The sequence below is a fragment of the Guptibacillus algicola genome, from assembly GCF_020171805.1.
Lineage (GTDB): Bacteria > Bacillota > Bacilli > Bacillales > Guptibacillaceae > Guptibacillus > Guptibacillus algicola.
Map to the genome: position 1 here is coordinate 117,407 of NZ_JAIVAF010000001.1, position 25,007 is coordinate 142,413.

Genomic DNA, 25,007 nt, shown 5'->3' on the forward strand with positions numbered 1-25,007 from the left:
CGTACTTATTTGTCAACTAACGAGATCTGGGCGTAATGATACAGCTTTCTCTAAATAAATATGTTGTATCTGATCCTGATTGATCTCTGTGTTTACCGTCATAAGGACACGGATACATGATGGCAGTGCTCCTTCGACTGCTATTTCAGAAGAACAGAGTAAAGGTACGTGCATCCATCCTTTTAATGAACGAACAGCTTCAGCCGGAAAAACAGCATTCAGGTCATTCGTCATCGTAAATTGGATGGAAGTAACATACTCTGGATTCACATTGTTTTGTTCAATCATTTGAAGCAATAACTCCTCAGTTGCCTGAAGAATTTCATCTTTCTCATTGTTTTCAACCGTTGTTGCACCCCTAATTCCTCTAAGCACCCTTTAGCTTCCCCCTTCAAAACAAGATTCGAGCAGCTCCATAGCCAAGCTCTCATCGATTGTGACTCGTTGTGGGTCACCGATTTCTTTCAGAAGAACAAATGACAAGGTTTGATTCTCTGCTTTTTTATCTTTTTTCATTCGCTTTATAAGCCGTTCAGGTTGTAACGTCTTTGGAATGCTAGTCGGAAGGCCGACCTGTGAAAACCAGTTCTCTATTTCATGGATACGAAAATCTGATGAATAATATGCTTCACTCATTTTCAAAGCATAGATCATTCCGATGGCAACTGCCTCACCATGTGTGATAACACCAAACCCTTGCTCAGCCTCGATCGCATGACCGAGCGTATGGCCAAAGTTGAGATAGGCTCTAATGCCCTTCTCTCTTTCATCTTCTTTTACAATGTTCCCTTTAATACTGATACCTTTTTTTATAATATATTGAAGCTCGTCATCGGTATAAGCTTCTACTCGCTTTTCCAGACTCATGAGCCAATTTAGAAAGTCTTCATCGTGGATGAAGGCATGCTTAATCACTTCACTGAATCCTGATCGCCACTCTTTGTTAGGTAACGTACGAAGGAAGTTCACATCATAAATCACCGCTGCTGGTTGATGAAAAGCTCCGATAAGGTTTTTGCCATATTCATGATTGATCCCCGTTTTCCCTCCTACACTTGAATCGTGTGCAAGAAGCGTCGTCGGAACCTGGATAAAGTCTATTCCTCTCATATAGGTAGCTGCTGCAAAACCCGCTAAATCTCCTACAACCCCTCCTCCAAGAGCGATCACACAAGATTTTCGATCAAGTTCTGCTTCAAGCATCGCTGTTAAGCATTTCCCGTACTCTTCCATAGACTTTGATTTCTCACCTGTCGGGATCACATGGACTGATATGTCTTTCTCGACACCCATAAAAGAAGAGAGATAGTGTTCAGACACCGTTTCATCAGTGATTAAGAAATACTTGGAATACGATTGAAACTGATCGATAAGCTTTCGCCAACTATCACTTATCCCTACCCCAATATAAACTGGGTAGCTCCTGTCAGTCGTATCGATCATCATAGATTCCATGTTTTAAAACTCCTGACTATATGATTTGTATTGACTGAGGTTGCTCGCAATCTCTTCAATACGATCATGTCCAAACTTATCGAGTAATGATGTGGCAATTTCCCAAGCAACAACGCTCTCAGCTACTACACTAGCTGCAGGAACGGCGCAGCTATCTGAGCGTTCGATACTCGCAGAAAAAGGTTCTTTCGTATCGATGTCAACGCTTTGAAGCGGCTTGTACAATGTTGGGATGGGCTTCATAACACCTTTCACAACGATCGGCATACCTGTTGTCATACCGCCCTCAAACCCACCTAGACGGTTCGTTTTGCGAGTGTAGCCATCTTCTTTCGACCATTCTATTTCATCATGAACTTCACTTCCTGGAATTTTAGCAGCTTCAAACCCGATCCCAAACTCCACGCCTTTGAACGCATTGATGCTTACAATTGCAGCAGCGATTTTCGAATCGAGTTTTCGATCAAACTGAACGTGACTTCCGAGTCCGATAGGCACTCCTTCAACGACAACTTCAACGATACCACCGATCGAATCTCCATTACTCTTAGCATCGTCGATTGCTTTCATCATTTTCTCAGCGGCTTGCTCATCAAGACTACGAACGGGTGATTCTTCTGACACACGCTGCATTTCCTCGAGCGTCATGCCACCATTGTAATTACTTTCGATTCCACCGATCATACGCACATGGCCTGCTACGTTAATTCCAAGTGTTTTTAATAGTTTCTTAGCTACTGCCCCTGCAGCAACACGAACTGTCGTTTCACGCGCTGATGAACGTTCAAGAACGTTACGCATATCTCTATGTCCGTATTTAATAGCACCATTAAGATCTGCATGTCCTGGTCTTGGACGTGAGATTTGACGTTTCATGTTCTTTTCCTGAGATTCTGTCAGTGGCTCAGCACCCATATAGTTCTTCCAGTGTGTCCAGTCTTTATTCTCAACGACAAGAGTGATGGGTGCCCCCGTCGTTTTCCCGTGACGAACCCCACTCAATATTTGAGCGCGATCCTTTTCAATCTGCATTCTTCGTCCTCGACCATAACCTAACTGTCTTCTCGCTAGTTCGTTATCTATATCCTCTGCCAGAAGTTCTAATCCTGCAGGAACACCTTCTAAAATCGTTGTTAATTGTGGCCCGTGTGATTCTCCTGCTGTTAAGTATCTCATCCTATCTCCTCCAATACACTTTGGCGCTTTTACGTACTACTATATCATAATGAAAAACATCCGTGTAATGATTTTTTCTATTCAGACATCATAAATTCCTATATAACAAAATAGATACATCATCCTATTGATGCCCATTACCTACTTTTCGTACTGTTAAAACAATGTTTTTCTACTTTCATACCTATTTTGACCTCCTAGAGGATTTGAAACACATTGTCATTAATTTCATAGATAAAAAAGTCATTTCAATTATTGAATCACTCTCCTAACAAACATGCTTCAAATTGCCTCAATTGATTTTTTTCGCTAAAGTTAACAATATAGTAATGGTTAGGAAGTGATGCAGTGGAAATTGTAGACTTAAGTGCAATGGAAATGGCTAAGTTAATAGAGCAAAGAAAGATTTCTCCCGTCGATGTGGTGTCTGCTCATCTAGCGCGAATCAACAGCTTGAACAATGAATTGAATATGTTCGTATCGGTATTTGAGGAAGAAGCTCTAGAGGATGCGAAATCTGCGGAATACGCTATCATGAAAGGCGTAAGTACAGGGCCACTTCATGGAGTTCCAATCGCATTGAAGGACCTCACTCCCGTCATAGGAAGAAGAACAACCTTTGGCTCTGAACTCTTTAACGATCATATACCCGTTCATGAACCAACGATGGTAAAACGAATTAGACAATCTGGCGCTATTATCATAGGAAAAACAAATACACCAGAGTTTGGACATAAAGGAACGACTAGCAATCAAATCGTTGGTACTACGAAAAACCCCTGGAACAAAGCAATGACAGCCGGTGGTTCAAGTGGTGGATCTGGGGCAGCCGTTGCTAGTAAATGCGTACCGATTGCTGAAGGAAGCGATGGTGGAGGTTCAATACGAATTCCAGCGAGTTTCAACGGAATTTTAGGTCTTAAACCAACGTTTGGTCGAGTGCCATTCGATAGTTCACCTTTCAATAGATTTGGTACGACACAACCTTATGTTCACTACGGACCAATGAGCCGAACAGTGGAAGACTCAGCCACCCTTCTCTCAGTTATGGAGGGGTATGAAGCAAATGATCCCTACTCTGTACCGTTAGCTAAAGAAGATTTACTATCAGAAAGTAACAAAGGTATTAAAGGAATGACCTTTGCTTACACAAGGAATTATGGATTATATGAATGTGAACCAGAAGTGAGTGATGTTATCGAAAAGATACTTCCTATATTGGAACACCATGGTGCTAAACTAGTAAAGATTCCAATTGATTTCGGGTTAGACTTAACCGAGTTGATCTCATTTTTTAATAAGATGTGGTTTGCAGGACTCGCAAGTGCTTACGGTAGTTTGTATGATCGCAATCCTAGCGATTTCAGTCCATCCGTAGCCTCAATGATAGAAGAAGGAAGAAAGATCAGCGCAGTGGAACTTCGGAAAACAGAAGAGCTCCGCACTGTAATCTGGAATAACCTACAGCACATCTATCGTGAATTCGATTGCTTATTGTCTCCAGTACTTGGAGTTGCTGCTTTCAAACACGACATCGAAGGTCCAGAAAAAATTAACGGAAAGACCTCCTCTCCAATCTCAGACTGGATGATGACACAGCTCTATAATTGTACAGGTCATCCAGCAGCATCTATCCCAGTAGGGTTTACACCGCAAGGGATGCCGATTGGACTTCAAGCTTCAGCGAGTAAATTTAATGATTCGATCTTACTTCGAATCGCAAAAGTATTAGAAAGTGAGCTCGGGGTCCATTCTCCTACGCTATAAAAATAACCGACTGGACAAATGTCCAGTCGGTTATATATAAGCGCTTTCATACGCTTGAAAAAATTAAACCCATTTAGAAATGGTTTTTGAATACTCATTCACTTCATTTTCATTGAAGAACAATGACATTTCACGCTCAGCGCTTTCAGGAGAGTCTGAACCATGAATTACGTTCATTCCTACCTGCACACCGAAGTCTCCGCGGATTGTTCCTGGAGCTGCGTCTTTAGGGTTCGTTGCTCCCATCATTGTACGAGCTGTTGAGATAACGTTCTCGCCTTCCCATACCATTGCAAAAACTGGTCCAGAAGTAATAAAGTCAACAAGCTCTCCAAAGAATGGGCGCTCTTTATGTTCACCATAGTGGTTTTCTGCAAGATCTTTTGAAACCGTCATCAATTTTGCTCCAACAAGGTTAAAGCCTTTCTTTTCAAAACGAGATACGATTTCGCCAATAAGATTTCTCTGTACGCCGTCAGGCTTTACCATCAAAAAGGTTTTCTCCATGTAAATCTCCTCACTTTCAACAAGTTATATGTATAGGGCAGAAAGCGCTTTCTGCCCTCCAAATTCTATCAAATTTTCGAAAAAATAACAACATTTACTTTTAATGTTTTCTTTTCCCTATGTATTCTGCAATTTGTTTCAGTGATGTTCTTGAAGAAGTAGATGGTAGATGTTCTAAAGCATGAAACGCTTTTTGGAGGTAGCAATCGCTAATCTCACGAGCAAATTCAATCCCTCCAGACGATTTCACGATCGAAAGAACTTGGTTCACTTCGTCTTGTGATACTGGTTTCTCCTCAGAGAATACGCTCATAATCTGACTCTTGTAGTTACTTTGCTTCATGGCAAATAGAACTGGCAACGTAATATTGCCTTGAAGAAGATCTCCTCCAGCAGGCTTCCCTAATTCTCTTTCTGTACCGGTGTAATCAAGAATATCATCTGTGATCTGATATGCCATACCAACATAATAACCAAACTGCTTTAGATAACGCTGTTCTGTTTTAGAGGCACCAGCTGCTACGGCACCAAGTTCACAAGAAATAGATATCAATAATGCGGTCTTCCTTTTTATTCTACGGAAGTAATCTCTTACATTCTGATTCCAATTAAATTGGTCTTTAATTTGCTCAATTTCACCAATACACATTTCTAATATTGCGTTAGACAATATACTGTTCGCTTCTGGATCTTCAAGTTCTGTTACAAGTTCAAGAGCTCGTGCGAATATATAGTCTCCCGTATACATCGCTACACGGTTGTCCCATTGTGCTTTAATGGTCTTAGCTCCTCTTCTCATTTCAGCATCGTCGATTACATCGTCGTGTACGAGAGACGCCATATGGATCAATTCCAGAGCAACCGCAACATTCTTCATCTTATCTAAATCATAGTCTCCGAACTTTCCAGAAAGTAATACAAAAACTGGACGAATCCTCTTTCCTCCTGCTTTAAGAAGGTGGTTAGATGCATCTCTTAAAACTGGATGGTGAGCATTCACTGTTTGTTCGAGTTCTGATTCGATAAACGTTAAGTCTTTTTTTAATGAGGCATATATCGTTGTTAGTTTCATGAGATCCACCTAACTGATTTTCACAAATATCTTTAGTGTGTAATTTACATTTCTGGCTTAAAGCCCATATGCATGGCAGCAACTCCACCTGAGTATGGTTTTACATCTACTCGGTTGAAACCATTTGAAAGAAATAGTTTTCTTAATTCTTCTGATCCCGGAAACGAACTAGCTGATTCCTGTAACCAGGAATATTCATCGTAGCTTTTAGCAAACATTTTTCCTAGTACAGGCATAACAAACTTAAAATAACCATAATACACTTGTCGAAAGACAGGTAAGGTCGGTTGAGAAGTTTCAAGGCATACTACGCGGCCACCAGGCTTCACAACCCTGTACATCTCTTTAATCACCTGACTGTAATCAGGTACGTTCCGTAATCCGAAGCCAATCGTAACGTAATCAAAGGAGTTGTCATCAAACGGTAGTTCCATTGCGTTACCATGGATAAGGGTAACGTTCGATTTGTTTTGATTCTTAACCTTGGATTTACCTACCTCAAGCATGTTCTCGCTAAAATCTAGTCCGATCGCATGACCACTCTCACCGACTGCTTCAGCCATGGCAAGAGTCCAATCGGCTGTGCCGCAACAAACATCTAGTGCTTGGGATCCTTTTTTCACTTCCATACGCATCATCGTATCTTTACGCCATGCCTTGTGCCTCTGAAAGCTAATAACAGAATTCATTACGTCGTATCTTTTTGAAATCGACTGGAAAACTTGGTGAACTCGTTCTTCTTTGGTGGTAGCCATCTATTTATCCCTCTTCCGCCATTTTCTTTTCCTGAACCCCGTTCAGTCCCCAGTAGAACTCATGCCTGTTATGAAACCAGCGATGAAAATCCGAATACTGCTGAAACAGAAAATCAATATCTTTCTTTGCATGATCCACATATGAATCTAGAATCGATCGTGCTTTAGCAGTTTGTTCAGTCGTCAATGTAGATTCCCTAACCGCAAGGAACGTAAAGGCGATTTTGTGAAGCAGATTGGTACCTGATTGAATGAGCTCTTGTTTTCTTTCAAAAAGCAATCGATTCAAGTAAAAATATTGTGTACCGAACGACTTCCACTCACTGAGATCGAAATGTTCTGCGACTTTTCTAATTAGGATGGATTCAATATCCTTCAAGTTGCTAAAAATGTAATCTACAGATTGTTCTTCCGCATGGTAAAAAGACATTTTAGATTCATTGATTTCTTGGATAGCACCAGAAAGTGTTCGAATCAATTCGTTGTCTTTCCATTTAGAAAGAATGTGATAGTACATGCTGCTGAAATAGTCACCTGCTAATACAGTAAGCTGTCTGTTTTTGCGCTCATCTTCATTCTGAACATCTGCTAATGAGATACGTTCATGGGTATCTAGCGCAATTTGTACAAGCATGATCGATAGCAGTGTATCCTGCTTTCTTTCCTTCTCGAGCGAAGTCTGCTCTAACATCTCGTGGAACAAATACAGCCTTTCTTCATCAATAACTGGGATATCGATGAAACGAAGCAAGTAGGAATGTGCCAAACGAGAATGCAACTTTTCCCGTACGATGTTTAGTTGTTTATGTTTGTAATCCATCGGATTGTTCATATCCCTTACCCCTAACATATCATCCAGTAGAGTATGTATTTACACTTAGTATAGCACAAGAAGGCCTATGCTAAAACGAAACTGAAGCGGTGATAAAAGAAGAAAAGCAGGCTTATACCCTGCTTTACTCATCGTTGTTAATCTCACCATGACTGGTTTGAATAACTGCTTTCCCTCTTATTTTCACAGCAGAAGTATGCTCAGTGAACTGCGCAATCATTACCTCACCTTTATCCAGCTTTTCGGAATGGTGAAACCGCGTATCAGAACCACGTGTTAGTCCGATTACATTCACACCATTCTCAAGAGCTTTAATAACGAAGAAATCATTGTTCTCTAATTTCATGATATCCCTCCTGAATCAGGATTAACCCTTAATTAAACCAAGTACTTCTGCTCTTGCAGCAGTATCGTTTTCAAATATTCCTCTAACTGCTGACGTAACCGTTGAAGAACCTGGTTTCTTCACGCCTCTCATCGTCATACACATATGTTCAGCTTCCACAACAACCATTACACCGTGAGGTTCGAGTGTGTCGACCATCGTATTTGCAATTGTTGAAGTAATACGTTCTTGTAGCTGTGGACGCTTTGTGACAGCTTCCACTGCTCTTGCAAGCTTACTAAGTCCAGTAACCTTGCCACCTTTTGGTATATAAGCAACGTGAGCTTTACCGAAGAATGGGACTAGGTGGTGCTCACATGTTGAATAAAATGGAATATCTTTAACAAGGACTAACTCTTCATGATCTTCTCCAAAAATCGTTTGGAAGTGTTCTTTCGGATCTTGATTTAGTCCTTGGAAAATTTCTTCATACATTCGTGCAACACGCTTCGGCGTATCTTGTAGACCCTCGCGTTCCGGATCCTCGCCGATCGCTTCTAAAATCATTTTAACTGCTTCTTGTATTTTTCCATGATTAACTTCGAACATTCGTCTTTACTCCTCCATTCAAGACTTTACAATACATATAAAAATTTTAGCACACGGAGGAACAGTTAGCAAAAAAGAAGAGTCGCATAAGGTGCGACTCTTCTTCTGCCCTATGTATTTACTTAACTGCATCCTTAAGGGCTTTACCAGGTTTAAAAGCAGGTACCTTGCTTGCAGCGATTTCAATTTCTTCGCCAGTTTGAGGGTTGCGCCCTTTACGAGCAGAACGCTCACGGACTTCAAAGTTACCAAAACCAATTAGTTGAACTTTGTCACCTTCTTGCAAGGACTGCATAATGTTATCAAAAACTGCATCAACAGCTTTTGTAGCTTCTTTTTTAGAAAGCTCTGCAGATTCTGCAACAGAATTGATAAGATCTGTCTTGTTCATTCCGTTCACCTCCTCTCAAGAGAGATGGATACATACATTCATTCACAGAAAATCCGATATTTATACGGAGCAATGCACGTTTAGTACGTTTGCAAGCCCTATATTATACGAAGACGCGAAAGAATTCAATATGTTTGTCCCGATTTAAGCGATTTTTAAGGGATTTTTTATCTATTATCCGCTATTTTTCCTATTTGTAAACGCTTTAGCTCAATCTTTCGATAAAATAAAGCTCATCATACTAACCCATGCTCCCTCTTGATTCCCACCTAAACAAACGAAAAACCGACTCCAGCTATTGGAGTCGGCTCTTTTATAATATGATCGCAATTAATCCGCCTGAACCTTCATTGATAATTCGCTCTAACGTTTCTTTAAGCTTATATCGAGCATTCTCAGGCATTAACCCAAGCTTAGCTTGAATGCCTTCTCTTACAATCGAATTCAAAGATCTTCCGAAGATATCAGAATTCCAGATTGAAAGCGGATCTTCTTCAAAGTCTTGCATCAAGTATCGAACAAGTTCTTCACTCTGTTTCTCAGTACCAATAATAGGTGCAAATTCAGACTCAACGTCTACTTTTATCATATGGATCGATGGTGCTACGGCCTTCAACCTTACTCCAAACCTTGATCCCTGGCGAATAATTTCTGGCTCATCCAGGCTCATATCCTCGATGGAAGGTGCTGCAATTCCATAGCCAGTTTGCCTTACCATTCTAAGAGCATCTGACACTTGGTCATATTCAGCTTTAGCAAATGCAAACTCTTGCATTAGCTGCAACAGGTGATCTTTCCCTCTTATCTCTACTCCAACTACTTCTTTTAATATCTGGTCATATAAGTCTTCAGGAGCATAAAGGTCTATTTCTGCTATCCCTTGACCCATTTCGATGCCAGCTAACCGTGCATTTTGTATAAATTCAAATTCTTCAAAATTCCCAACTACACGGTCAACATCACGAAGTCTTTTGATGTCCTTAACCGTCTCTCTCACAGAATCTTCGTAATTCTGTCTTAACCAGTGGTCTTGATGAAGCACCATCACCCAGCTTGGTAAGTTCACATTCACTTCGAGGACAGGAAATTCATAAAGAACTTCTCTCATCACAGTATTGATATCATGCTCAGTCATGCTCTCAACACTGAGTGAAATAACAGGAATATCGTATTTGTTTGATAGATCTCCTCGTAAGGCTTCTGTTTGAGGGTGGTGTGGGTGAGCTGAGTTCACAATCATAATAAAAGGCTTACCGACTTCCTTTAACTCCTCAACCACTCTTTCTTCTGATTCAAGATAATCATGTCGAGGAATTTCTCCAATCGATCCATCTGTTGTAATCACTACACCGAGAGTGGAATGCTCCTGTATCACTTTTCGTGTACCGATTTCAGCAGCTTCTTGGAAAGGAATCGGTTCTTCGTACCAAGGTGTGTTGATCATTCTTGGTCCGTCTTCGTCTTCATATCCTTTTGCACCTGGCACAGCATATCCTACACAGTCTACAAGTCGCACATTAACATCTAGTCCATCCTCAACGTGAATTGAAATGGCATGGTTAGGTACAAATTTTGGTTCAGTAGTCATAATTGTTCTTCCTGCAGCACTCTGTGGAAGCTCATCCTGTGCTCTGGCACGGTCAGAATCACTTTCCATATTCGGCAGTACGATTAACTCCATAAACTTTTTGATGAATGTTGATTTACCTGTTCTAACAGAACCTACGACCCCCAGGTATATATCTCCTCCTGTACGCTCTGCGATATCTTTGAAGATATCCACTCTCTCCACGTGATCGCCTCCTGAATTCCACCTCTGTGGATGGAATAATTCAATACTGACCGCAGACTTACTTGGACACTATCATTCTATTGATGTTGTCCAACAAATATGACAAATCAAAGTAAAAGCATTTGATTTACGAGAAATACCTTCGTCCCTCTATAAATCCTCCACATAAAAAAGTCCCTCCTCTTTTTAATAGATGTATTGCTAAAGAGGAGGGAAAATACCTATTTTACTAAAAAAACAGCTTTACCGTTATCAATTGTGTAAGGTACGGAAGATACAGGAACGTAGAAAGAATTAAATGCTAACAGATCCCTAATGTCGTCTCCTTCTTTAAAGGAATGCTCAGGGTTGTTCGTGATCGCTTTATTCAGATCACTTCGATAATCTACGTGAACATTTCCTTTTTCATCAAGAAAGAAAGGAAGATCATCATTCGTAAAAGGGCTCTTGATTGTTGGTTCGGTATCCATACCTAGTTTTTCGTAATCAATAGAATATCGATCTTTTGCAAGGATGTCTTTAAAGGGTGGATACTTATGATTTCTTCTATAATCATTAATCCTTAACTGTAGGTCCTTTACTTCCTCAACAATAATCAAATCCAATATACGGACCATCGGATCGTTTTCTACATTGATTAATACGTATTGGAAGACCCCACCATTTTCAAAAGAATTTCCAGGTGGTTCTTGTAAGTATGCAGGGACTATTTTTTTGAAATCGATAGGGTATTTCTGATAGATCGGCGTACCTTCGTCCCTCGTTTTGATAGGTAAGACCGATTTATTACTCTGATATTGGTCAACAGCAGTCTGAACTGAGTCGATTTGATCAGTGTATGGTATTCTGTTTTCCCCTTTTCTACTTTCTGGATACAAACAACCAGAAAGAATCAGTAAGACGCCTGTCCATAAGAGGAACTGTAGTCCACATTTTTTCATGATTTTCATTCCTTATAAGAAAGATTTCGAGCCTTCTTCAATCAGTTGGACCTGTGAAAACGACGAGAAGCATGAGAACACCTGAAGTGAACATACACAAATATGCGAAGGTTGAAACGACAACCTTTATTACGCCTTTTAATTTCGCTCTACTAAACATAATCGCGAGTACAGCGATAAACATCAATCCCATCGATGATAGCGCTACCCACATTTTTATTAATCCCGGTGACATATGATTTCCCCCACTCTAATCTAACTGATGCCCATCATTATATCAAAATTTCACGAATCCGTCCTAATCACGTTTGATGAAAGTTTGAATTCTTTATGTATACACAAATAAAAAGCTGAAGAAAGGGGCAATTTCCTCAGCTTTGACTATATGAATTTCATTTGAAGTATGCTTCTGCTCAATAATCGTTCTGTATCAGTATATGATGTTTCATTCATACGGTATCGTGTAAACGCCTAGATTTCGTATACTTTTCCTATTTCTGGCTAAATAATTTTGCAATGGAAGCGAAATCCAAAGGTATGTTTTTATTAACAATGGCCTTTACAATTCGGTCTTCCTTTTCTTTTGTTACCGTCACATTTGCTACACGTGCAACGTTAGCAATGAGCCTGCGCACCGTTCGTTCATCTGAAAAATCTGCGCCCTGGACCGAGTCAGCCAATTTAAATATGTCTTCTTTTTTAACATTGGTTTTCTTTTCAATGTTATCAAACAAATCGCTCACACTGTTTCCTCCTTACCATTAAGGTTCAACATAGTGTATGCAAGGAGGAAAACTTCGTGCTTTACCAATCGCTATTGTTTTCTGTTCAATTCAAATTTATCAGCTAATAGAGATGTTAGATCCTCAGTTTCATGGGTACGCAATCTTCCCATTAGCTGGTCGACACCATCTTTTGGTTCTTTGTTATTGAAAAGCACATCATACAAAACAGAGGTGATCGGCATTTCAACATTTTGTTCCTTAGCAAGATAGTAAGCTGCTTTCGTAGTGCGAACACCTTCAACTACCATCCCCATATTCTCAAGAACTTCATCTAGATTTTTGCCTTTCCCAAGCAAGTTCCCTGCACGCCAGTTTCGGCTGTGGGCACTCGTACAAGTAACGACTAAATCGCCGATTCCTGTAAGCCCCATGAACGTGAGGGGGTTAGCTCCCATAGCTGCACCTAGACGTGCAATCTCAGCAAGACCTCGTGTAATGAGAGCCGCTTTCGCATTATCACCATATCCTAAGCCATCAGATAGTCCAGCTCCTAGAGCAATAATGTTTTTTAATGCTCCACCTAGTTCAACGCCAATGATATCGTCATTTGTGTACACTCGGAAATTCGAATTGATAAAGAGACCCTGAGCGTATTCTGCATCTTCAATATTCTTTGAAGATACTGTAACCGTAGTAGGGTGACGAAGACTGACCTCTTCTGCATGACTTGGGCCAGATAGCACAACAACTGATTTTCTCAAGTTTTCTGGAATCTCTTCTTCAATAACCTGTGAAATACGCATAAGAGATCCTGGTTCAATTCCTTTGCTTGCATGGATGATCGAAACTGAATTCTTTAGCAACCCTTTAAGCTCAGGAAGAACTTCTCTCAATGCCTTTGTAGGAGTAACGAGAAGGATTGCATCTGTACCATCCACACATTCAGCAAGCGAAGTGGTTGCTTGTAATGCTGTAGGTAAGGTTATACCTGGCAAATATTTTTCGTTCGTGTGATTTTGATTGATTTCATTCGCTAAATCTTCACGCCTTGCCCATACCTTCACGTTGTGGTTGTTATCTGCAAGAACAATAGCAAGTGCTGTACCCCAGCTACCTGCCCCAATTACTGAAATAGTTGCCATTCTACCCACTCCTTACTGCTCTACTTTTTGTCCAAGCTTACTCTCAGTTCCTGATAGAAGTCGTTTAACGTTCGTACGGTGTCTAAAGATCGATAAAATAGCTACAATAAACCCAAGCAGTACATACGATACTGGATTACCACCTAATAAAAAGATGAATGCAGGTGTTAATACAACAAAAATAAGGGATCCGAGTGACACATATCTCGTAATAAATATAGCTATAATTGCGAGGATCCCAGCATATAGAGCTGGCAGGAAGGCAATAGTAGCGAATACACCGATCGTGGTTGCTACACCCTTTCCTCCTCTGAAACCGAAGAAGACTGGCCAATTATGACCGATTATAGCAGCGATTCCTGCTAAGAACGGTACGATTGGTTCAGCTGCAAACCAATACCCTAACCAGACAGCAATGACCCCCTTCAAGACATCGAGAAGGAGAACAACGACAGCAGGTGCGGTCCCTAATACTCTAAGGGTATTCGTTGCACCCGCATTTCCACTTCCATGTTCTCTAATATCTATCTTTTTCACAATTCGGGCGATTAAATAGCTGAAGCTAACTGATCCGAGAAGATAAGCAGCGATGCAAATCAGAATTGCGACCATCAAATTCCCCCCCTCAAAAGTGATGCTTTATATCTTATTCGCTCTTCTTTCTTGCAAGAATACGAAGTGGCGTTCCCTTGAAACCGAACGTTTCTCGAATTCTGTTCTCCAAAAAGCGCCTGTATGAGAAATGAAGTAATTCAGGGTCATTCACAAACAGTACGATCGTAGGTGGCTTAACAGCAACTTGAGTCGCGTAGTTAATTTTCAATCTTCTACCCTTATCTGTCGGCGTTGGGTTCATCGCTACGGAGTCCATGATCAACTCGTTCAAAACGTTTGTTTTCACGCGAAGCGTATGATTTTCTGCAACCGTATTAATAACTGGTAGTAATGTGTGAAGGCGTTGCTTCGTTTTAGCAGAAAGGAATACGATGGGAGCATAACTTAGGTATAAGAAATGATCACGAATTTTCTGTTCAAAATTACGCATTGTCTTGTCATCTTTCTCTACTGCATCCCATTTGTTTACTACGATAATAACTGCTTTCCCAGCTTCATGAGCATAGCCAGCCACTTTCTTGTCTTGTTCAATGATGCCTTCTTCTCCATCAAGCACAACAAGAACAACATCTGAACGTTCAATTCCTCTCATTGCTCTAAGTACACTGTATTTTTCAGTGTTTTCATATATTTTACCACGTTTACGCATACCGGCGGTGTCGATGATGACATACTCTTGTCCTTCTTTTGTGAAGGTAGAATCGATCGCATCGCGTGTGGTACCTGCTACATCACTTACAATTACTCTTTCTTCTCCTAGAATGGCATTTACCAACGAAGATTTACCAACGTTCGGACGGCCAATTACAGAGAACTTTATGGTATTCTCGTCGTATTCAACTTCCCCTTCTTCAGGGAAAGATTTAAATACTTCATCTAATAAATCTCCAAGCCCTAGCCCGTGAGATCCTGATATCGGGAATGGTTGACCAACTCCAAGCGAGTAAAAGTCGTGAATTAACGCTTGCTGTTCAGGGTTGTCAATTTTATTGACCGCTAATACGACTGGTTTCTTTGAGCGGTATAGAATTTTTGCTACTTCTTCATCAGCATTAGAGATTCCATCTCTACCATTAACCATAAAGATAATAGCATCCGCTTCATCTATTGCAATTTCTGCCTGGAATCGAATTTGAGAAAGGAATGGAGCATCTCCGATTTCAATACCACCTGTATCAATAATATGAAAATCACGATTCAACCATTCTGCAGAACTATAAATACGATCTCTTGTAACTCCTGGTGTATCTTCAACTATTGAAATTCTTTCTCCTACTATACGATTAAATATGGTCGATTTTCCTACGTTTGGACGACCAACAATTGCGACAACTGGCTTAGCCAATATGTACACGCCCTTTCAAAATAAGTATCTATCTAAAGCTTACCTCTAGAAAGTCGTGGACAAACTTTCCAGTAGCTCACCCTAAAAAACCCTCCTTTACTAAGAAGGGTGTAGTCTCTTGATAGCTTTTATATCTTATCAAAAAAGACACCAATGAACAACAGAGTATCTATTTAATGTTTGACGATAATGTACACATCGTTGCTTAACTTATGTGCGATACCATCCAAAATAGCCTCCAATTCCGCAGCTACTTTGTCCATCTCCTCCTTTGAATCACAAACGAACACATTTCCGCCCACCGGGACTTTATTAACAGAATTCGTAATAGCAGCCAGGATCACTTTCTCCAATATCACGACTGATCACTTCCTTTTTCCTTTGTTTCTGTCGGCATTCGGATCGCATTTTCAAGAGTCGGTACTTGCGAGATTATTTTTTTCGCAAGGTCGACGTTCTTGTTCTGAGGTAGGATAAATACACCGATACGACCATCATCGAGATCTCGTTTGATCAAAGGAACTAATGCCGGAGTCCCAGAGTCACGATAAACCCCGAGGGATATAGCAAGATCGTGAAGGATCGCTTGCCTTTGCCCTAAATTTCCGATCGTCATCCTAGCATCAAAGTTCTTTGGACTAATAACGAAGCCAAGACCGTGATTTAAGATTTCCTCCTGCCTTTCAGGAATACCTATGTTCATAATATAGATGTTGTCTACATATAACCCTGCACCTTCAAACGAAAGCTCTGAATGTTCAATCGTTGCGATTTTCCCTAGCTTACTGCCAGTCATGTATTTCTTTGCCACTAGGAAAGAAAGAACTGCGGCAACAAGAGAGGCCCATATATTTAAAGATAAATATGCAAGAGAGGTTACAAAGGAAATGAAAATAACTAAATAATTCCGTCCTTCGAATGTAACTGCGATCCCTTCAATATAGGAAGCCCCCCGAGGAACGAGTTCCAATGTATCCATTTCGGTAAGCGTCTTTCGTTCCATATTTCTAACCTCTCTGAATTGAGATGCAGCAAGTGTCAGAAAAGTAACCGCGGTGAACTCTTCTGACATGATCGATGGAACGACTAAAGCTCCGAGCGCTGCAGCAATAAATCCAAGTGCAAGATGAATGATCATCCCATGAGGATATGTTGGATATTGACGATAGTCCGTTCTAAACATATAGATACGCGACAACGTACCGATCACGACGCTAAACACGATTGGAATTGTAAACTCGTTCATGAATACCCACGTCTTTCTTGATGTTTTTTCAAGACATTTTCTAAGTGGCTTGTTAGTTGAACAAAACCATCCCACATGAATGTGCCCATCACTGAAATCGCCATGATATCTAACGATACAAACCTTCCGATAACAGAATGGATCCCCATCTGCTGATAGATTACTGACAAGATAATTTCTCCTTGCACGATCGACAGCATCAATAAAGCGCACCTTTGCCCTGCTCCTTGAACACTCAAATGAACAATAGTAAATAAGGCTAGCCCTATTGCCCAAGGTGTGTATAAATAGCTAAAAACCGGATCGTAAATCGAGAAAAGTTCAATAGATGCGTAGGCTGCTGTTAGCATCAGAACGATTAAGGCAGCGTAGACCTTGTTCATATGCAGCGTTCTCATGAGTAAGAAATAGCCTAATACCCAACATAATATCAACGCTCCATTCACACTATATAAAGCGACAGAAATCTCCACATTTGCTACACAAAGAATCAAAAGACAGAGAATCAAAATCTTTTTGGTGTTTTGAGTTGGCTTAATGAAAAATCCAATAACAACTATACCGATCCAACTAAACCAAACGAATAATGCACCATCCACAACGATCACTCCTTACTATGCTCAGTATGGGAAATTTTCTAAGGGATTAGACTTATATTTTTAAAATGTATAAGGTTTCCGATTTTATTTCATCATAATAAAGCAAAGGAGGAATGAGTTATGGGAACAGACAGACAAGAGAAGAAATTAAAGAAGTCAAAACGCGTGGAGTCTGATCGTGATCAGTCGCTTGAATACCGTGGAGCTTCTACTATGGAAGGACCTGAACAAGCTAGGAGAAGAAACGGACAAAAGTAAAGAAAAAAACTCTCTGCCGAAAATGGGCAGAGAGCTTTATCATTATTATTTATATTTCTTTAGTTGATCTCCGATCATATCTCCAAGAGAAAACGGGGCATTTCCGTCTCCTTCTTTTTGATACTCTTCAACCTGACTCGACACTTGTTCAGCTTCTAATACTTTAATACTAAGTGAGATACGTTTCTCATCTAGGTTTACATCAAGTACTTTCACTCGAACGGTTTCACCTTCTGATAGTGCTTCATGAGGTGTGCCGATGTGTTTGTTTGAAATCTCAGAAATGTGTACCAGTCCTTCTACTCCAGGTGCCACTTCAACAAAAGCACCGAAGCTTACAAGACGCTTAACAGTTCCCTCGATTTCATCGCCAGCTTTTACTTTGCCTTCGAGTTCTTCCCAAGGTCCAGGCAATGTTTCTTTGATGGATAAAGAGATACGTTCATTATCTCTATCAACTGATAGGATTTTGACATTTACCTTTTGTCCTTCTGCAACAACTTCAGATGGTGTTTCAACACGGTGATGTGCCATCTGAGAAATGTGCACAAGTCCGTCTACTCCACCGATGTCTACAAAAGCACCGAAGTCAGTTAGGCGTTGAACTGTACCTTCAACGATCTGTCCTGCTTGAAGAGAAGCTAGCGTTTCCTGCTTCTTAACATCCGCTTCTTGTTCTAACACAGCGCGATGAGAAAGAATAACTTTTGATTTCTCAGGGTCAAATTCCACGATCTTAACACTTAGGCTTTTACCCTTATAATCAGCAAAGTCTTCGACATAATGGCGCTCCACAAGAGATGCAGGAATAAACCCACGTACTCCAAGGTCAACTACTAATCCACCTTTAACTACGTCAGCTATTTCTACTTCAAAAGCTTCACTGTTTTGATACTTTGCTTCGAGCTCGTCCCATGCTTTGTCAGCTTCTACTGCTTTCTTAGAAAGCACTAGCTCATCCTCAGATAATTTGATTACTTTCACTTCTATTTCATCGCCTTCTGAGAGTGCGTCGCTGACTTTTTCGACGTGAAGGCTTGACAGTTCGCTGATAGGCAGCACTCCATCAATTTTAAAACCTACATCCACCGATGCGTGTTTCTCCTCGACTTTGGAGATCTTTCCAGTCACCACATCTCCAACTTCGAATGATTTGAACTCGGTCATTTCCTGATTCATCTCTTCAACCATTGACAAACTCCTCCTTCAATCCAAAAGAAATAGAACTTTTCAATAATATTTATAAAAGCCTTCCACTTACCATCAGCGAAAGAATTTTATGAAAAGTTAATCACCCTTTCCTTTAACTTTCACTAAAATCAGTGAATTTGTCAAGTATCCTGAAACATTTATTTGTTTTTTTTGAAAATAATGAATGATTAACGATGGGCGTCGATAAGCTCCTGAATTTCTTGCATGATTGCTTGTGTCGCCTTCTTCGCTGCTCCCTGCTCTTCTCTAAGGGGAGATAGATCTACAGGTTTCCCGTAAACAATCTTCAATTTACCGAACGGTTTGTATGAGCCCATAATCGCACATGGTACGACCCTTACCTCAGGACGAAGTGCAAAGAACCCAGCTCCTGACAGCCCTTCTCCAAGCTGGCCAGTTTTGCTTCTTGTCCCTTCAGGAAACAATCCTACAACTCCACCGTCTTTCAAAATGCCTATCCCACTTCTAAGAGCTTGCTTATCACTCATTCCCCTCTTCACCGGAAATGCACCGACGTTATCGATCAATTTACCTAGCACCGGAATGTTGAACAGCTCTGACTTAGCCATGAAACGAACCTGTCTTGAACACATCGCTCCTACTAGCGGTGGATCGAGATTGTTAATATGATTTGAACAAAGAAGAATTCCTTTGTCGGTTGGAAAATTTTCCTCACCAACTACTGTCACTCTGTTAAATAACTTAAAATATACTCGAAACAATCCTCTACCTACATCATATAAACTCACTGAATCAAGCCCTCTCTTTCGCTAGTAGTAGGATATGATGGACTACTTCAGAAATCGTCATTGTCGTGGTATCGATCTCAACCGCATCATTTGCCTTCACAAGAGGTGCTACCTCACGTTCTGAATCTCGTTTATCACGAAGTGCAATTTCTTCTTTGATCTGATCGTAATTTGCTTTTATGCCATTATCGATCAGCTCTTTGTAACGGCGACCCGCTCTTTCTTCAACAGAAGCACTTAAGAAGACTTTTAACTCTGCTTTAGGAAGCACATGGGTGCCAATATCTCTTCCATCCATAACTACTCCGCCTTTTTCAGCTAATAGCTGTTGACGTTTCACCATCTCTATTCGCACTTCACTTTGCCTTGCCACAAAAGAGACGTTGTTCGTTACTTCAGAAGAACGAATATCATCGGTTACATCGATGTTGTCTATTAGGACGTGTTGATCTTTCTCTCCGAGTTGAAGATCTATTTCTGTCTCTTCTAAAAGTTGCTTTAAAACTGGTCCATCTTCAAGGTTTGCATTGTTTTCAATCGCTTTGTACGTGAGAGCACGATACATAGCTCCTGTATCTATATATAGAAAAGAAAGCTTATCGGCTACTCTTCTCGCAACCGTGCTCTTTCCAGCTCCTGCTGGTCCATCTATTGCAATATTAATGCTTTTTCTCATAGTAATCTTTCCCCCATAGTTCATTGGTCACCGTCATAATAATAAAAGGTTCTACAAAGTACAAAAAAGCAGGAAATCCTGCTTTTTTGTACTCGAAGTTTCCAATTAATCATAACACAATCAAGGGGGACGGTCTATTAACTATTCCCGTTTCGAAGGCATTTGAGTACCGTTAATAACCCCTTCATAATAAAGTGTTTTGCTCAAGTATATTCGAGCACTTTCTTGTGTTAGAAGAGTCTGAGCAATGAGTAGAAACGCGAACTGAATCACAACTAGCTTGATTAACAGCCGCTCCACATTTCCCATTCGATCACCTCACTAAAGAGCATCGTAGTTCGTTTCCGTGCCATCCATCTTCTCTACTTTTTCTTCTCGTAAGTTCTCTGCATTAATAAAGATTCTATACGTTTCATTTTCAATCGTACCCATAAATTCATAACACAATACTTCTTCGCCGAGATCATTTTGGATGACTCCTAAGCCTTCCTCCATAATCTGAACACTTTCATTAATTTGCGCTAAAGCTTCTTCACGTGAAATTGCTGGTTTTGAAAGCTTTCGCTCGTGATGGTTCGTTAAATATTCTAACGATTCATAGCCAGCGATATCGCCATTGTCTAACGCAACCTTAATATGAACAGCATCAGGATAAATAGGAACATCATCCTGTTTGTATACGAATGTAAATACGCCCATCTTGTCATATTGACTGCTATCTACGATGACCATATTTGTGATGTCATGTTCTTGCAAGAACTTTTCTGCTTTGGCTGCTGCTTCATTCAAGCTGATTTTCTGCTTGCCAATCTTACGGTCCATTAAGATCCAGATTGGATGAGCACCTTTTTTCGTTACATCTAGATTGACACTAGATTTGTTTTTCGGATTATCTATTGAAAGACTATACGCCTGGTATCCTGCTTTCTTACCAGTTGAGGTAATATCGATCTCTGCATTACTCTCAATATCTAGGTAATCAATCACGACTTTTTTTACTTCTTCTTCACTTAGCTTCTCACCTTTTACATTCTTATCAAGATTTTCTTTCTTCTCATTCAACTGCGTGACCTCTGGCCCCCAGTTCACATCACTGTATCCTTCGACTTGTTTGTCCACCGTCTTAAAGCCATCGATAATGGTATTGTCTTGAGCTTGTTTTTCGGATGCTAATGCCAATTCAACATCCATCCAGCGAAGGTTATGATTGATAACCATCGCCTGAACTTTTCGAAGCTCGTCTTTTATTTCAGTTGAGTGTTTATGAAGCTTCTTGAGCGTGTCATACTCATCACTGGATAATGGTTTTTCATTAAGATCTCTTATTGCTACCCGATAACTAAATTGTCCTATGTTTGATAGAAACTCTTCCGTTTTGTTAAATGGCATAAGCGTTAACGGTAGCTGACCTACGTCGTTTTGTGCTTCTGAAGTCAACCTCCAAACTTCCGCAAGAGCCGGTGACAAGCGGGCTTGTGAGCTCATCGCAAGAGTGGATCCAATCTTCTCCTCAAGTGCATCTACATGAAAATTCAATTCATGAAATGCTCGTTGGTAGTTATTTTCAGCATTGATCAACACAGCATTCTTCTCTTGGTGTTCTTTATACCCCCAGTAACTCGTCGAAACAACACCAATAGCAAGCGCTCCAATCAAAATCGATCTAATCATTTTCGTTCACCTCCACTATTCACAGAAAATATGTTTTCCGATTCGTTTAATCTGAGGACGGGTCCAAATCCATCCTGAAGTCGCAGTGTTTGGGTTAAAGTAGTACAGCGCTTCTCCTGAAGGATCCCATCCGTTCACTGCATCTAGTACTGCCTCTTTCGCACGTTCATTAGGCGTAAGCCAAATCTGTCCATCTGAAACTGCTGTAAAAGCACGAGGTTCAAAGATTACACCAGATACCGTATTTGGAAAAGAAGAGCTCTGAACACGATTCAATATGACAGCAGCCACCGCAACTTGTCCTTCATATGGCTCTCCTCTCGCTTCTCCATATACAGCGTTTGCAATAAGCTTTATATCGTTTTGCGAATAACCTGCAGGCGTATTCTTACCTTGAGTCGCCTTAGAGCCCCCTCCACCGCCTGCCGAGCCACCGCCAGCAGTACCACCGCTTTTCCCTTGATTTACCTTTTGCTTGGTCGATGGATCATATTTGGTCGCCTTATTCAGCTTCGCTTTCATCTCAGAACCTACTAGTCCATCGACCGTTAACCCAAATTCATATTGGAAGTTTCGAACTGCCCAATACGTACCCCAACCGAATACACCATCTATTTTCCCATTGTAAAAACCAATATACTTCAACCTAGACTGAAGCTCGATGACATCGTCACCTATTGCTCCTTTTTGGATCACTTGATTTGAAAATGCATCCGCTTCTTGGTCATGGTCGAGTACCGTGATGAGCGGTACACACAATAAACCAATCATGAGTGGAATTTTCAATGCATTAAATAACTTCCTCATCGTTTGGACCTCCTGCTCAATATGTATTCATGGTTGTAGTTTTTGTATCAAAAGGCATTTTATACAAGTGTTCTTTTAGAGATAAATAAAAAAAGGTGCCACAAAGGCACCTTCTTCAATCAATTTATACTCGCATCTTCTTTTGTTTGCATAAGCTTAGCTTGATTTATATCTGCTACTTTTATTTTTCTAAGACCAATTGACCATAATATCAACATAAAAGGAATCATCATATAGATTGTATTATTATTGAACTGGAGGACGAGGTAATTGTACGTACCGTGAAACAAGATTGGGACTAGTAGAGACAACACTATCCATTTTCCAACCTTATTTTGTAATGAGAACTTTCCTCGACCAAGGTAAGACCCCATGATCACTCCAAATAACGCATGACTAGAAACAGGTAGCAATGCACGCCACCATGCTTCTTGAATGCCATATGCAAATAAGAAAAAGACATTCTCTACCGAAGCAAAACCTAGCGAAATAGCCACACCATATACGATTCCGTCATAGAAATCACTGAATTCTAAGTGGATATACACAGTGAAATAAAAAATAAACCACTTTAAAAACTCCTCAAGCAATCCAGACATAATATATGCTTGGCTAAAAGGAGATTGTAAGAACTGTTCAACTTTAAAGCCATGCTGAATTACCATTACTGGAAATACTAGCATAGCACCGAATATAAAGCTTCTTACTACTGGCCTTATAGGCTCAGATTCATACTGATGGTGCTTTAGATAAAAAAAACAAAGAAGTGCAATACCAGGAGCAATCCCAGCAGTTATAGCCGCTAACATAGGCTTTCCCCATTTCTACACGGTAGATGATGAAAAAGCAATTTTCCAATACCTATACTTTTATTATCGTACCATGTTACTTTATTTATGGAAACTAAATAAAAATGTGTCGAGGTGAGATTTTGAGTAAAATTCTTGTGTTACATACTGGCGGAACAATCGCAATGGAGGAAAATGGAAAATCAGGAGCCGTGAGCCCTGGTGAGCGAAACCCTCTTAACGCAACATTAAGTGACCTCATTCATGATGTAGATATCATTGTTGATGACTTTATAAACATCCCTTCTCCACATATGAGTCCAGAGTTAATGTTCAACATAGCAGAACGTATTGAAAACAGAATAAAAAAAGAGCATATCAGTGGTGTGGTGGTTACCCATGGCACCGATACACTAGAAGAGACAGCCTATTTACTCGATTTAATACTACAAACTGATTTACCTGTGGTAATGACTGGAGCGATGCGATCAAGCAATGAGATTGGATCAGACGGTCCTTATAACCTCATATCATCATTAAAAGTAGCATGTTGCGAAGAAGCCAAAGGAAAAGGTGTACTCGTTGTGCTGAACGATGAAATACACACAGCAAAGAACGTTACTAAAACACACACGAGCAACGTGTCAACATTCCAAAGCCCGCAGTATGGACCAATCGGAATCGTTACAAAACAAAGGGTGCATTTTCATCATACTTTAACAAACCGAGACAGGTATCACATATCGAAGTTAAGTAAGAAGGTCATGCTTCTGAAAGCATACGCAGGGATGGATTCACAGCTTTTACTCGCTGCAGGTGAACTTGGCATTAACGGAATCGTAATTGAAGCTCTAGGACAAGGAAACCTCCCCCCTGAGACGATTGAAGGCATTAAACAGCTAAGAAAAAAAGGCATCGCAGTTGTGATGGTTTCTCGCTGTTTCAATGGAATCGTTCAAGATGTGTATGGATATGAAGGTGGAGGCAAGCACCTTAAAGAGCTTGGCGTCGTTTTCTCAAACGGTTTGAACGGACAAAAAGCAAGGTTAAAACTACTCGTCGCTCTAGAAGCCACAGAAGACATAAAAGAATTACAACAACTATTTCTTAGATAAGACCAAAAAGAAAAAGCCTATATTAGATAGGCTTTCAGTTTGTAGAGAAACATAATTAATGTGTTCCCTATGCCGTAGGAGTTTGAATACCACAAGATTCCTGTGGACCAACGCCCGTTTTCCACGGAAGTCAAGTGGTATTCACTCCTACTAGGTAGCAATCAATCAAAGCAAACTTTCCGACTGATTATTATTAAGTAGTCCTCTGTTTATCCCTAAAAGTAATTTAATTTGCTTTTTTTGTTTTCAAAACCACATATCAATGTTGATTGGAGCGGAAGGATGCTCCTGCGGGACAGGTGAGACCCCAAAAGAGCGTTTTGAAAGAGACGAGGAGACTCACCGCCCGCCCTGCGGAAAACGAGCACCCTGATCCGGAAATCACTACCATATCCGTGGCCGATGGTCGTCAATACTTTCTCGACAATCTGAAAACC

Annotated in this window: 30 protein-coding genes; 3 read left to right on the forward strand and 27 right to left on the reverse strand. The window is 40.5% G+C overall.

Annotated features, from left to right (window positions below; genetic code table 11):
* Nucleotides 1-12: 12 nt before the first annotated feature.
* From aroH to aroC, 3 genes are read right to left on the reverse strand one after another with little or no spacing between them, the layout of a single operon-like run.
* Nucleotides 13-375 (reverse strand): chorismate mutase, encoded by a 363-nt coding sequence (gene aroH / locus LCM09_RS00655; RefSeq protein WP_224877973.1) that lies wholly within the window; start codon nt 373-375, stop codon nt 13-15.
* A gap of 3 nt (nt 376-378) precedes the next feature.
* Nucleotides 379-1,455 carry a 3-dehydroquinate synthase gene (gene aroB, locus LCM09_RS00660; RefSeq protein WP_224877975.1) on the reverse strand — a complete coding sequence of 359 codons (1,077 nt, stop codon included), beginning with the start codon at nt 1,453-1,455 and terminating at the stop codon, nt 379-381.
* 3 nt (nt 1,456-1,458) lie between these two features.
* A complete protein-coding gene (aroC, locus tag LCM09_RS00665) occupies nt 1,459-2,631 on the reverse strand; it encodes a chorismate synthase (protein WP_224877977.1) in 1,173 nt (390 codons plus the stop codon).
* A 348-nt stretch (nt 2,632-2,979) separates the two neighbouring features.
* Here aroC and LCM09_RS00670 point away from each other — a divergent pair, with 348 nt between their 5' ends.
* Entirely contained in the window at nt 2,980-4,398 is a 1,419-nt protein-coding gene (locus tag LCM09_RS00670; protein ID WP_224877979.1) for an amidase, read from the forward strand.
* A 63-nt stretch (nt 4,399-4,461) separates the two neighbouring features.
* Here the strand turns inward: LCM09_RS00670 and ndk are convergent, their stop codons facing one another.
* The 17 genes from ndk to LCM09_RS00755 form a co-directional block, all read right to left on the reverse strand.
* On the reverse strand, nt 4,462-4,905 hold the full coding sequence (gene ndk, locus LCM09_RS00675; protein ID WP_224877981.1) for a nucleoside-diphosphate kinase: 444 nt from the start codon (nt 4,903-4,905) through the stop codon (nt 4,462-4,464).
* 100 nt (nt 4,906-5,005) lie between these two features.
* Nucleotides 5,006-5,977: a heptaprenyl diphosphate synthase component II gene (gene hepT / locus LCM09_RS00680; RefSeq protein WP_224877983.1), complete on the reverse strand. Its 972-nt coding sequence runs from the start codon at nt 5,975-5,977 to the stop codon at nt 5,006-5,008.
* Between the two features lie 44 nt (nt 5,978-6,021).
* Nucleotides 6,022-6,732, reverse strand: coding sequence for a demethylmenaquinone methyltransferase (locus LCM09_RS00685; protein WP_224877986.1), 711 nt, complete (start codon nt 6,730-6,732; stop codon nt 6,022-6,024).
* Between the two features lie 4 nt (nt 6,733-6,736).
* On the reverse strand, nt 6,737-7,564 hold the full coding sequence (locus LCM09_RS00690; protein WP_224877987.1) for a heptaprenyl diphosphate synthase component 1: 828 nt from the start codon (nt 7,562-7,564) through the stop codon (nt 6,737-6,739).
* Nucleotides 7,565-7,688: 124 nt separating this feature from the next.
* Complete coding sequence (gene mtrB, locus LCM09_RS00695) at nt 7,689-7,910, reverse strand: trp RNA-binding attenuation protein MtrB (RefSeq protein WP_224877989.1); 222 nt, start codon at nt 7,908-7,910, stop codon at nt 7,689-7,691.
* Nucleotides 7,911-7,931: 21 nt separating this feature from the next.
* A complete protein-coding gene (gene folE / locus LCM09_RS00700; RefSeq protein ID WP_224877991.1) occupies nt 7,932-8,498 on the reverse strand; it encodes a GTP cyclohydrolase I FolE in 567 nt (188 codons plus the stop codon).
* A 118-nt stretch (nt 8,499-8,616) separates the two neighbouring features.
* Nucleotides 8,617-8,889, reverse strand: a complete 273-nt coding sequence (locus LCM09_RS00705; protein WP_224877993.1) for an HU family DNA-binding protein — start codon at nt 8,887-8,889, stop codon at nt 8,617-8,619.
* Between the two features lie 313 nt (nt 8,890-9,202).
* Nucleotides 9,203-10,681 (reverse strand): stage IV sporulation protein A, encoded by a 1,479-nt coding sequence (spoIVA, locus tag LCM09_RS00710; RefSeq protein WP_224877995.1) that lies wholly within the window; start codon nt 10,679-10,681, stop codon nt 9,203-9,205.
* A 221-nt stretch (nt 10,682-10,902) separates the two neighbouring features.
* The gene (locus tag LCM09_RS00715) at nt 10,903-11,622 is read right to left on the reverse strand and encodes a YphF family lipoprotein (protein WP_224880013.1); all 720 of its coding nucleotides are present in this window, start codon (nt 11,620-11,622) and stop codon (nt 10,903-10,905) included.
* A 37-nt stretch (nt 11,623-11,659) separates the two neighbouring features.
* A complete protein-coding gene (locus tag LCM09_RS00720) occupies nt 11,660-11,857 on the reverse strand; it encodes a DUF2768 domain-containing protein (RefSeq protein WP_224877997.1) in 198 nt (65 codons plus the stop codon).
* A gap of 256 nt (nt 11,858-12,113) precedes the next feature.
* Nucleotides 12,114-12,365: a stage VI sporulation protein F gene (locus LCM09_RS00725; RefSeq protein ID WP_224877999.1), complete on the reverse strand. Its 252-nt coding sequence runs from the start codon at nt 12,363-12,365 to the stop codon at nt 12,114-12,116.
* A gap of 71 nt (nt 12,366-12,436) precedes the next feature.
* Nucleotides 12,437-13,489 (reverse strand): NAD(P)H-dependent glycerol-3-phosphate dehydrogenase, encoded by a 1,053-nt coding sequence (locus LCM09_RS00730; RefSeq protein ID WP_224878001.1) that lies wholly within the window; start codon nt 13,487-13,489, stop codon nt 12,437-12,439.
* Nucleotides 13,490-13,501: 12 nt separating this feature from the next.
* Complete coding sequence (gene plsY, locus LCM09_RS00735; RefSeq protein WP_224878003.1) at nt 13,502-14,101, reverse strand: glycerol-3-phosphate 1-O-acyltransferase PlsY; 600 nt, start codon at nt 14,099-14,101, stop codon at nt 13,502-13,504.
* 34 nt (nt 14,102-14,135) lie between these two features.
* Complete coding sequence (gene der / locus LCM09_RS00740; protein ID WP_224878005.1) at nt 14,136-15,449, reverse strand: ribosome biogenesis GTPase Der; 1,314 nt, start codon at nt 15,447-15,449, stop codon at nt 14,136-14,138.
* 173 nt (nt 15,450-15,622) lie between these two features.
* Nucleotides 15,623-15,808: a capping complex subunit for YIEGIA gene (locus LCM09_RS00745; protein ID WP_224878006.1), complete on the reverse strand. Its 186-nt coding sequence runs from the start codon at nt 15,806-15,808 to the stop codon at nt 15,623-15,625.
* Nucleotides 15,805-16,695 carry a YIEGIA family protein gene (locus tag LCM09_RS00750; RefSeq protein WP_224878007.1) on the reverse strand — a complete coding sequence of 297 codons (891 nt, stop codon included), beginning with the start codon at nt 16,693-16,695 and terminating at the stop codon, nt 15,805-15,807. Before LCM09_RS00750 ends, LCM09_RS00745 begins: the two co-directional genes overlap by 4 nt.
* Complete coding sequence (locus tag LCM09_RS00755; RefSeq protein WP_224878008.1) at nt 16,692-17,294, reverse strand: YphA family membrane protein; 603 nt, start codon at nt 17,292-17,294, stop codon at nt 16,692-16,694. Before LCM09_RS00755 ends, LCM09_RS00750 begins: the two co-directional genes overlap by 4 nt.
* 120 nt (nt 17,295-17,414) lie before the next feature.
* Here LCM09_RS00755 and LCM09_RS00760 point away from each other — a divergent pair, with 120 nt between their 5' ends.
* Nucleotides 17,415-17,552: a YpzI family protein gene (locus LCM09_RS00760; RefSeq protein WP_224878009.1), complete on the forward strand. Its 138-nt coding sequence runs from the start codon at nt 17,415-17,417 to the stop codon at nt 17,550-17,552.
* 45 nt (nt 17,553-17,597) lie between these two features.
* Here the strand turns inward: LCM09_RS00760 and rpsA are convergent, their stop codons facing one another.
* The 7 genes from rpsA to prsW form a co-directional block, all read right to left on the reverse strand.
* Complete coding sequence (rpsA, locus tag LCM09_RS00765; protein ID WP_224878010.1) at nt 17,598-18,743, reverse strand: 30S ribosomal protein S1; 1,146 nt, start codon at nt 18,741-18,743, stop codon at nt 17,598-17,600.
* A gap of 188 nt (nt 18,744-18,931) precedes the next feature.
* The gene (locus LCM09_RS00770; protein WP_224878011.1) at nt 18,932-19,513 is read right to left on the reverse strand and encodes a lysophospholipid acyltransferase family protein; all 582 of its coding nucleotides are present in this window, start codon (nt 19,511-19,513) and stop codon (nt 18,932-18,934) included.
* Between the two features lie 4 nt (nt 19,514-19,517).
* Complete coding sequence (gene cmk / locus LCM09_RS00775; RefSeq protein ID WP_224878013.1) at nt 19,518-20,189, reverse strand: (d)CMP kinase; 672 nt, start codon at nt 20,187-20,189, stop codon at nt 19,518-19,520.
* Nucleotides 20,190-20,330: 141 nt separating this feature from the next.
* Entirely contained in the window at nt 20,331-20,498 is a 168-nt protein-coding gene (locus LCM09_RS00780; RefSeq protein ID WP_224878016.1) for a DUF5359 family protein, read from the reverse strand.
* A 12-nt stretch (nt 20,499-20,510) separates the two neighbouring features.
* A complete protein-coding gene (ypeB, locus tag LCM09_RS00785; protein WP_224878017.1) occupies nt 20,511-21,860 on the reverse strand; it encodes a germination protein YpeB in 1,350 nt (449 codons plus the stop codon).
* Nucleotides 21,861-21,875: 15 nt separating this feature from the next.
* A complete protein-coding gene (gene sleB / locus LCM09_RS00790) occupies nt 21,876-22,667 on the reverse strand; it encodes a spore cortex-lytic enzyme (protein ID WP_404800774.1) in 792 nt (263 codons plus the stop codon).
* A 119-nt stretch (nt 22,668-22,786) separates the two neighbouring features.
* Nucleotides 22,787-23,476, reverse strand: a complete 690-nt coding sequence (gene prsW / locus LCM09_RS00795; RefSeq protein WP_224878019.1) for a glutamic-type intramembrane protease PrsW — start codon at nt 23,474-23,476, stop codon at nt 22,787-22,789.
* A 122-nt stretch (nt 23,477-23,598) separates the two neighbouring features.
* On the opposite strand from prsW, the gene LCM09_RS00800 reads away from it, so the two are divergent.
* Nucleotides 23,599-24,570, forward strand: a complete 972-nt coding sequence (locus LCM09_RS00800) for an asparaginase (protein WP_224878022.1) — start codon at nt 23,599-23,601, stop codon at nt 24,568-24,570.
* Nucleotides 24,571-25,007 lie beyond the last annotated feature (437 nt).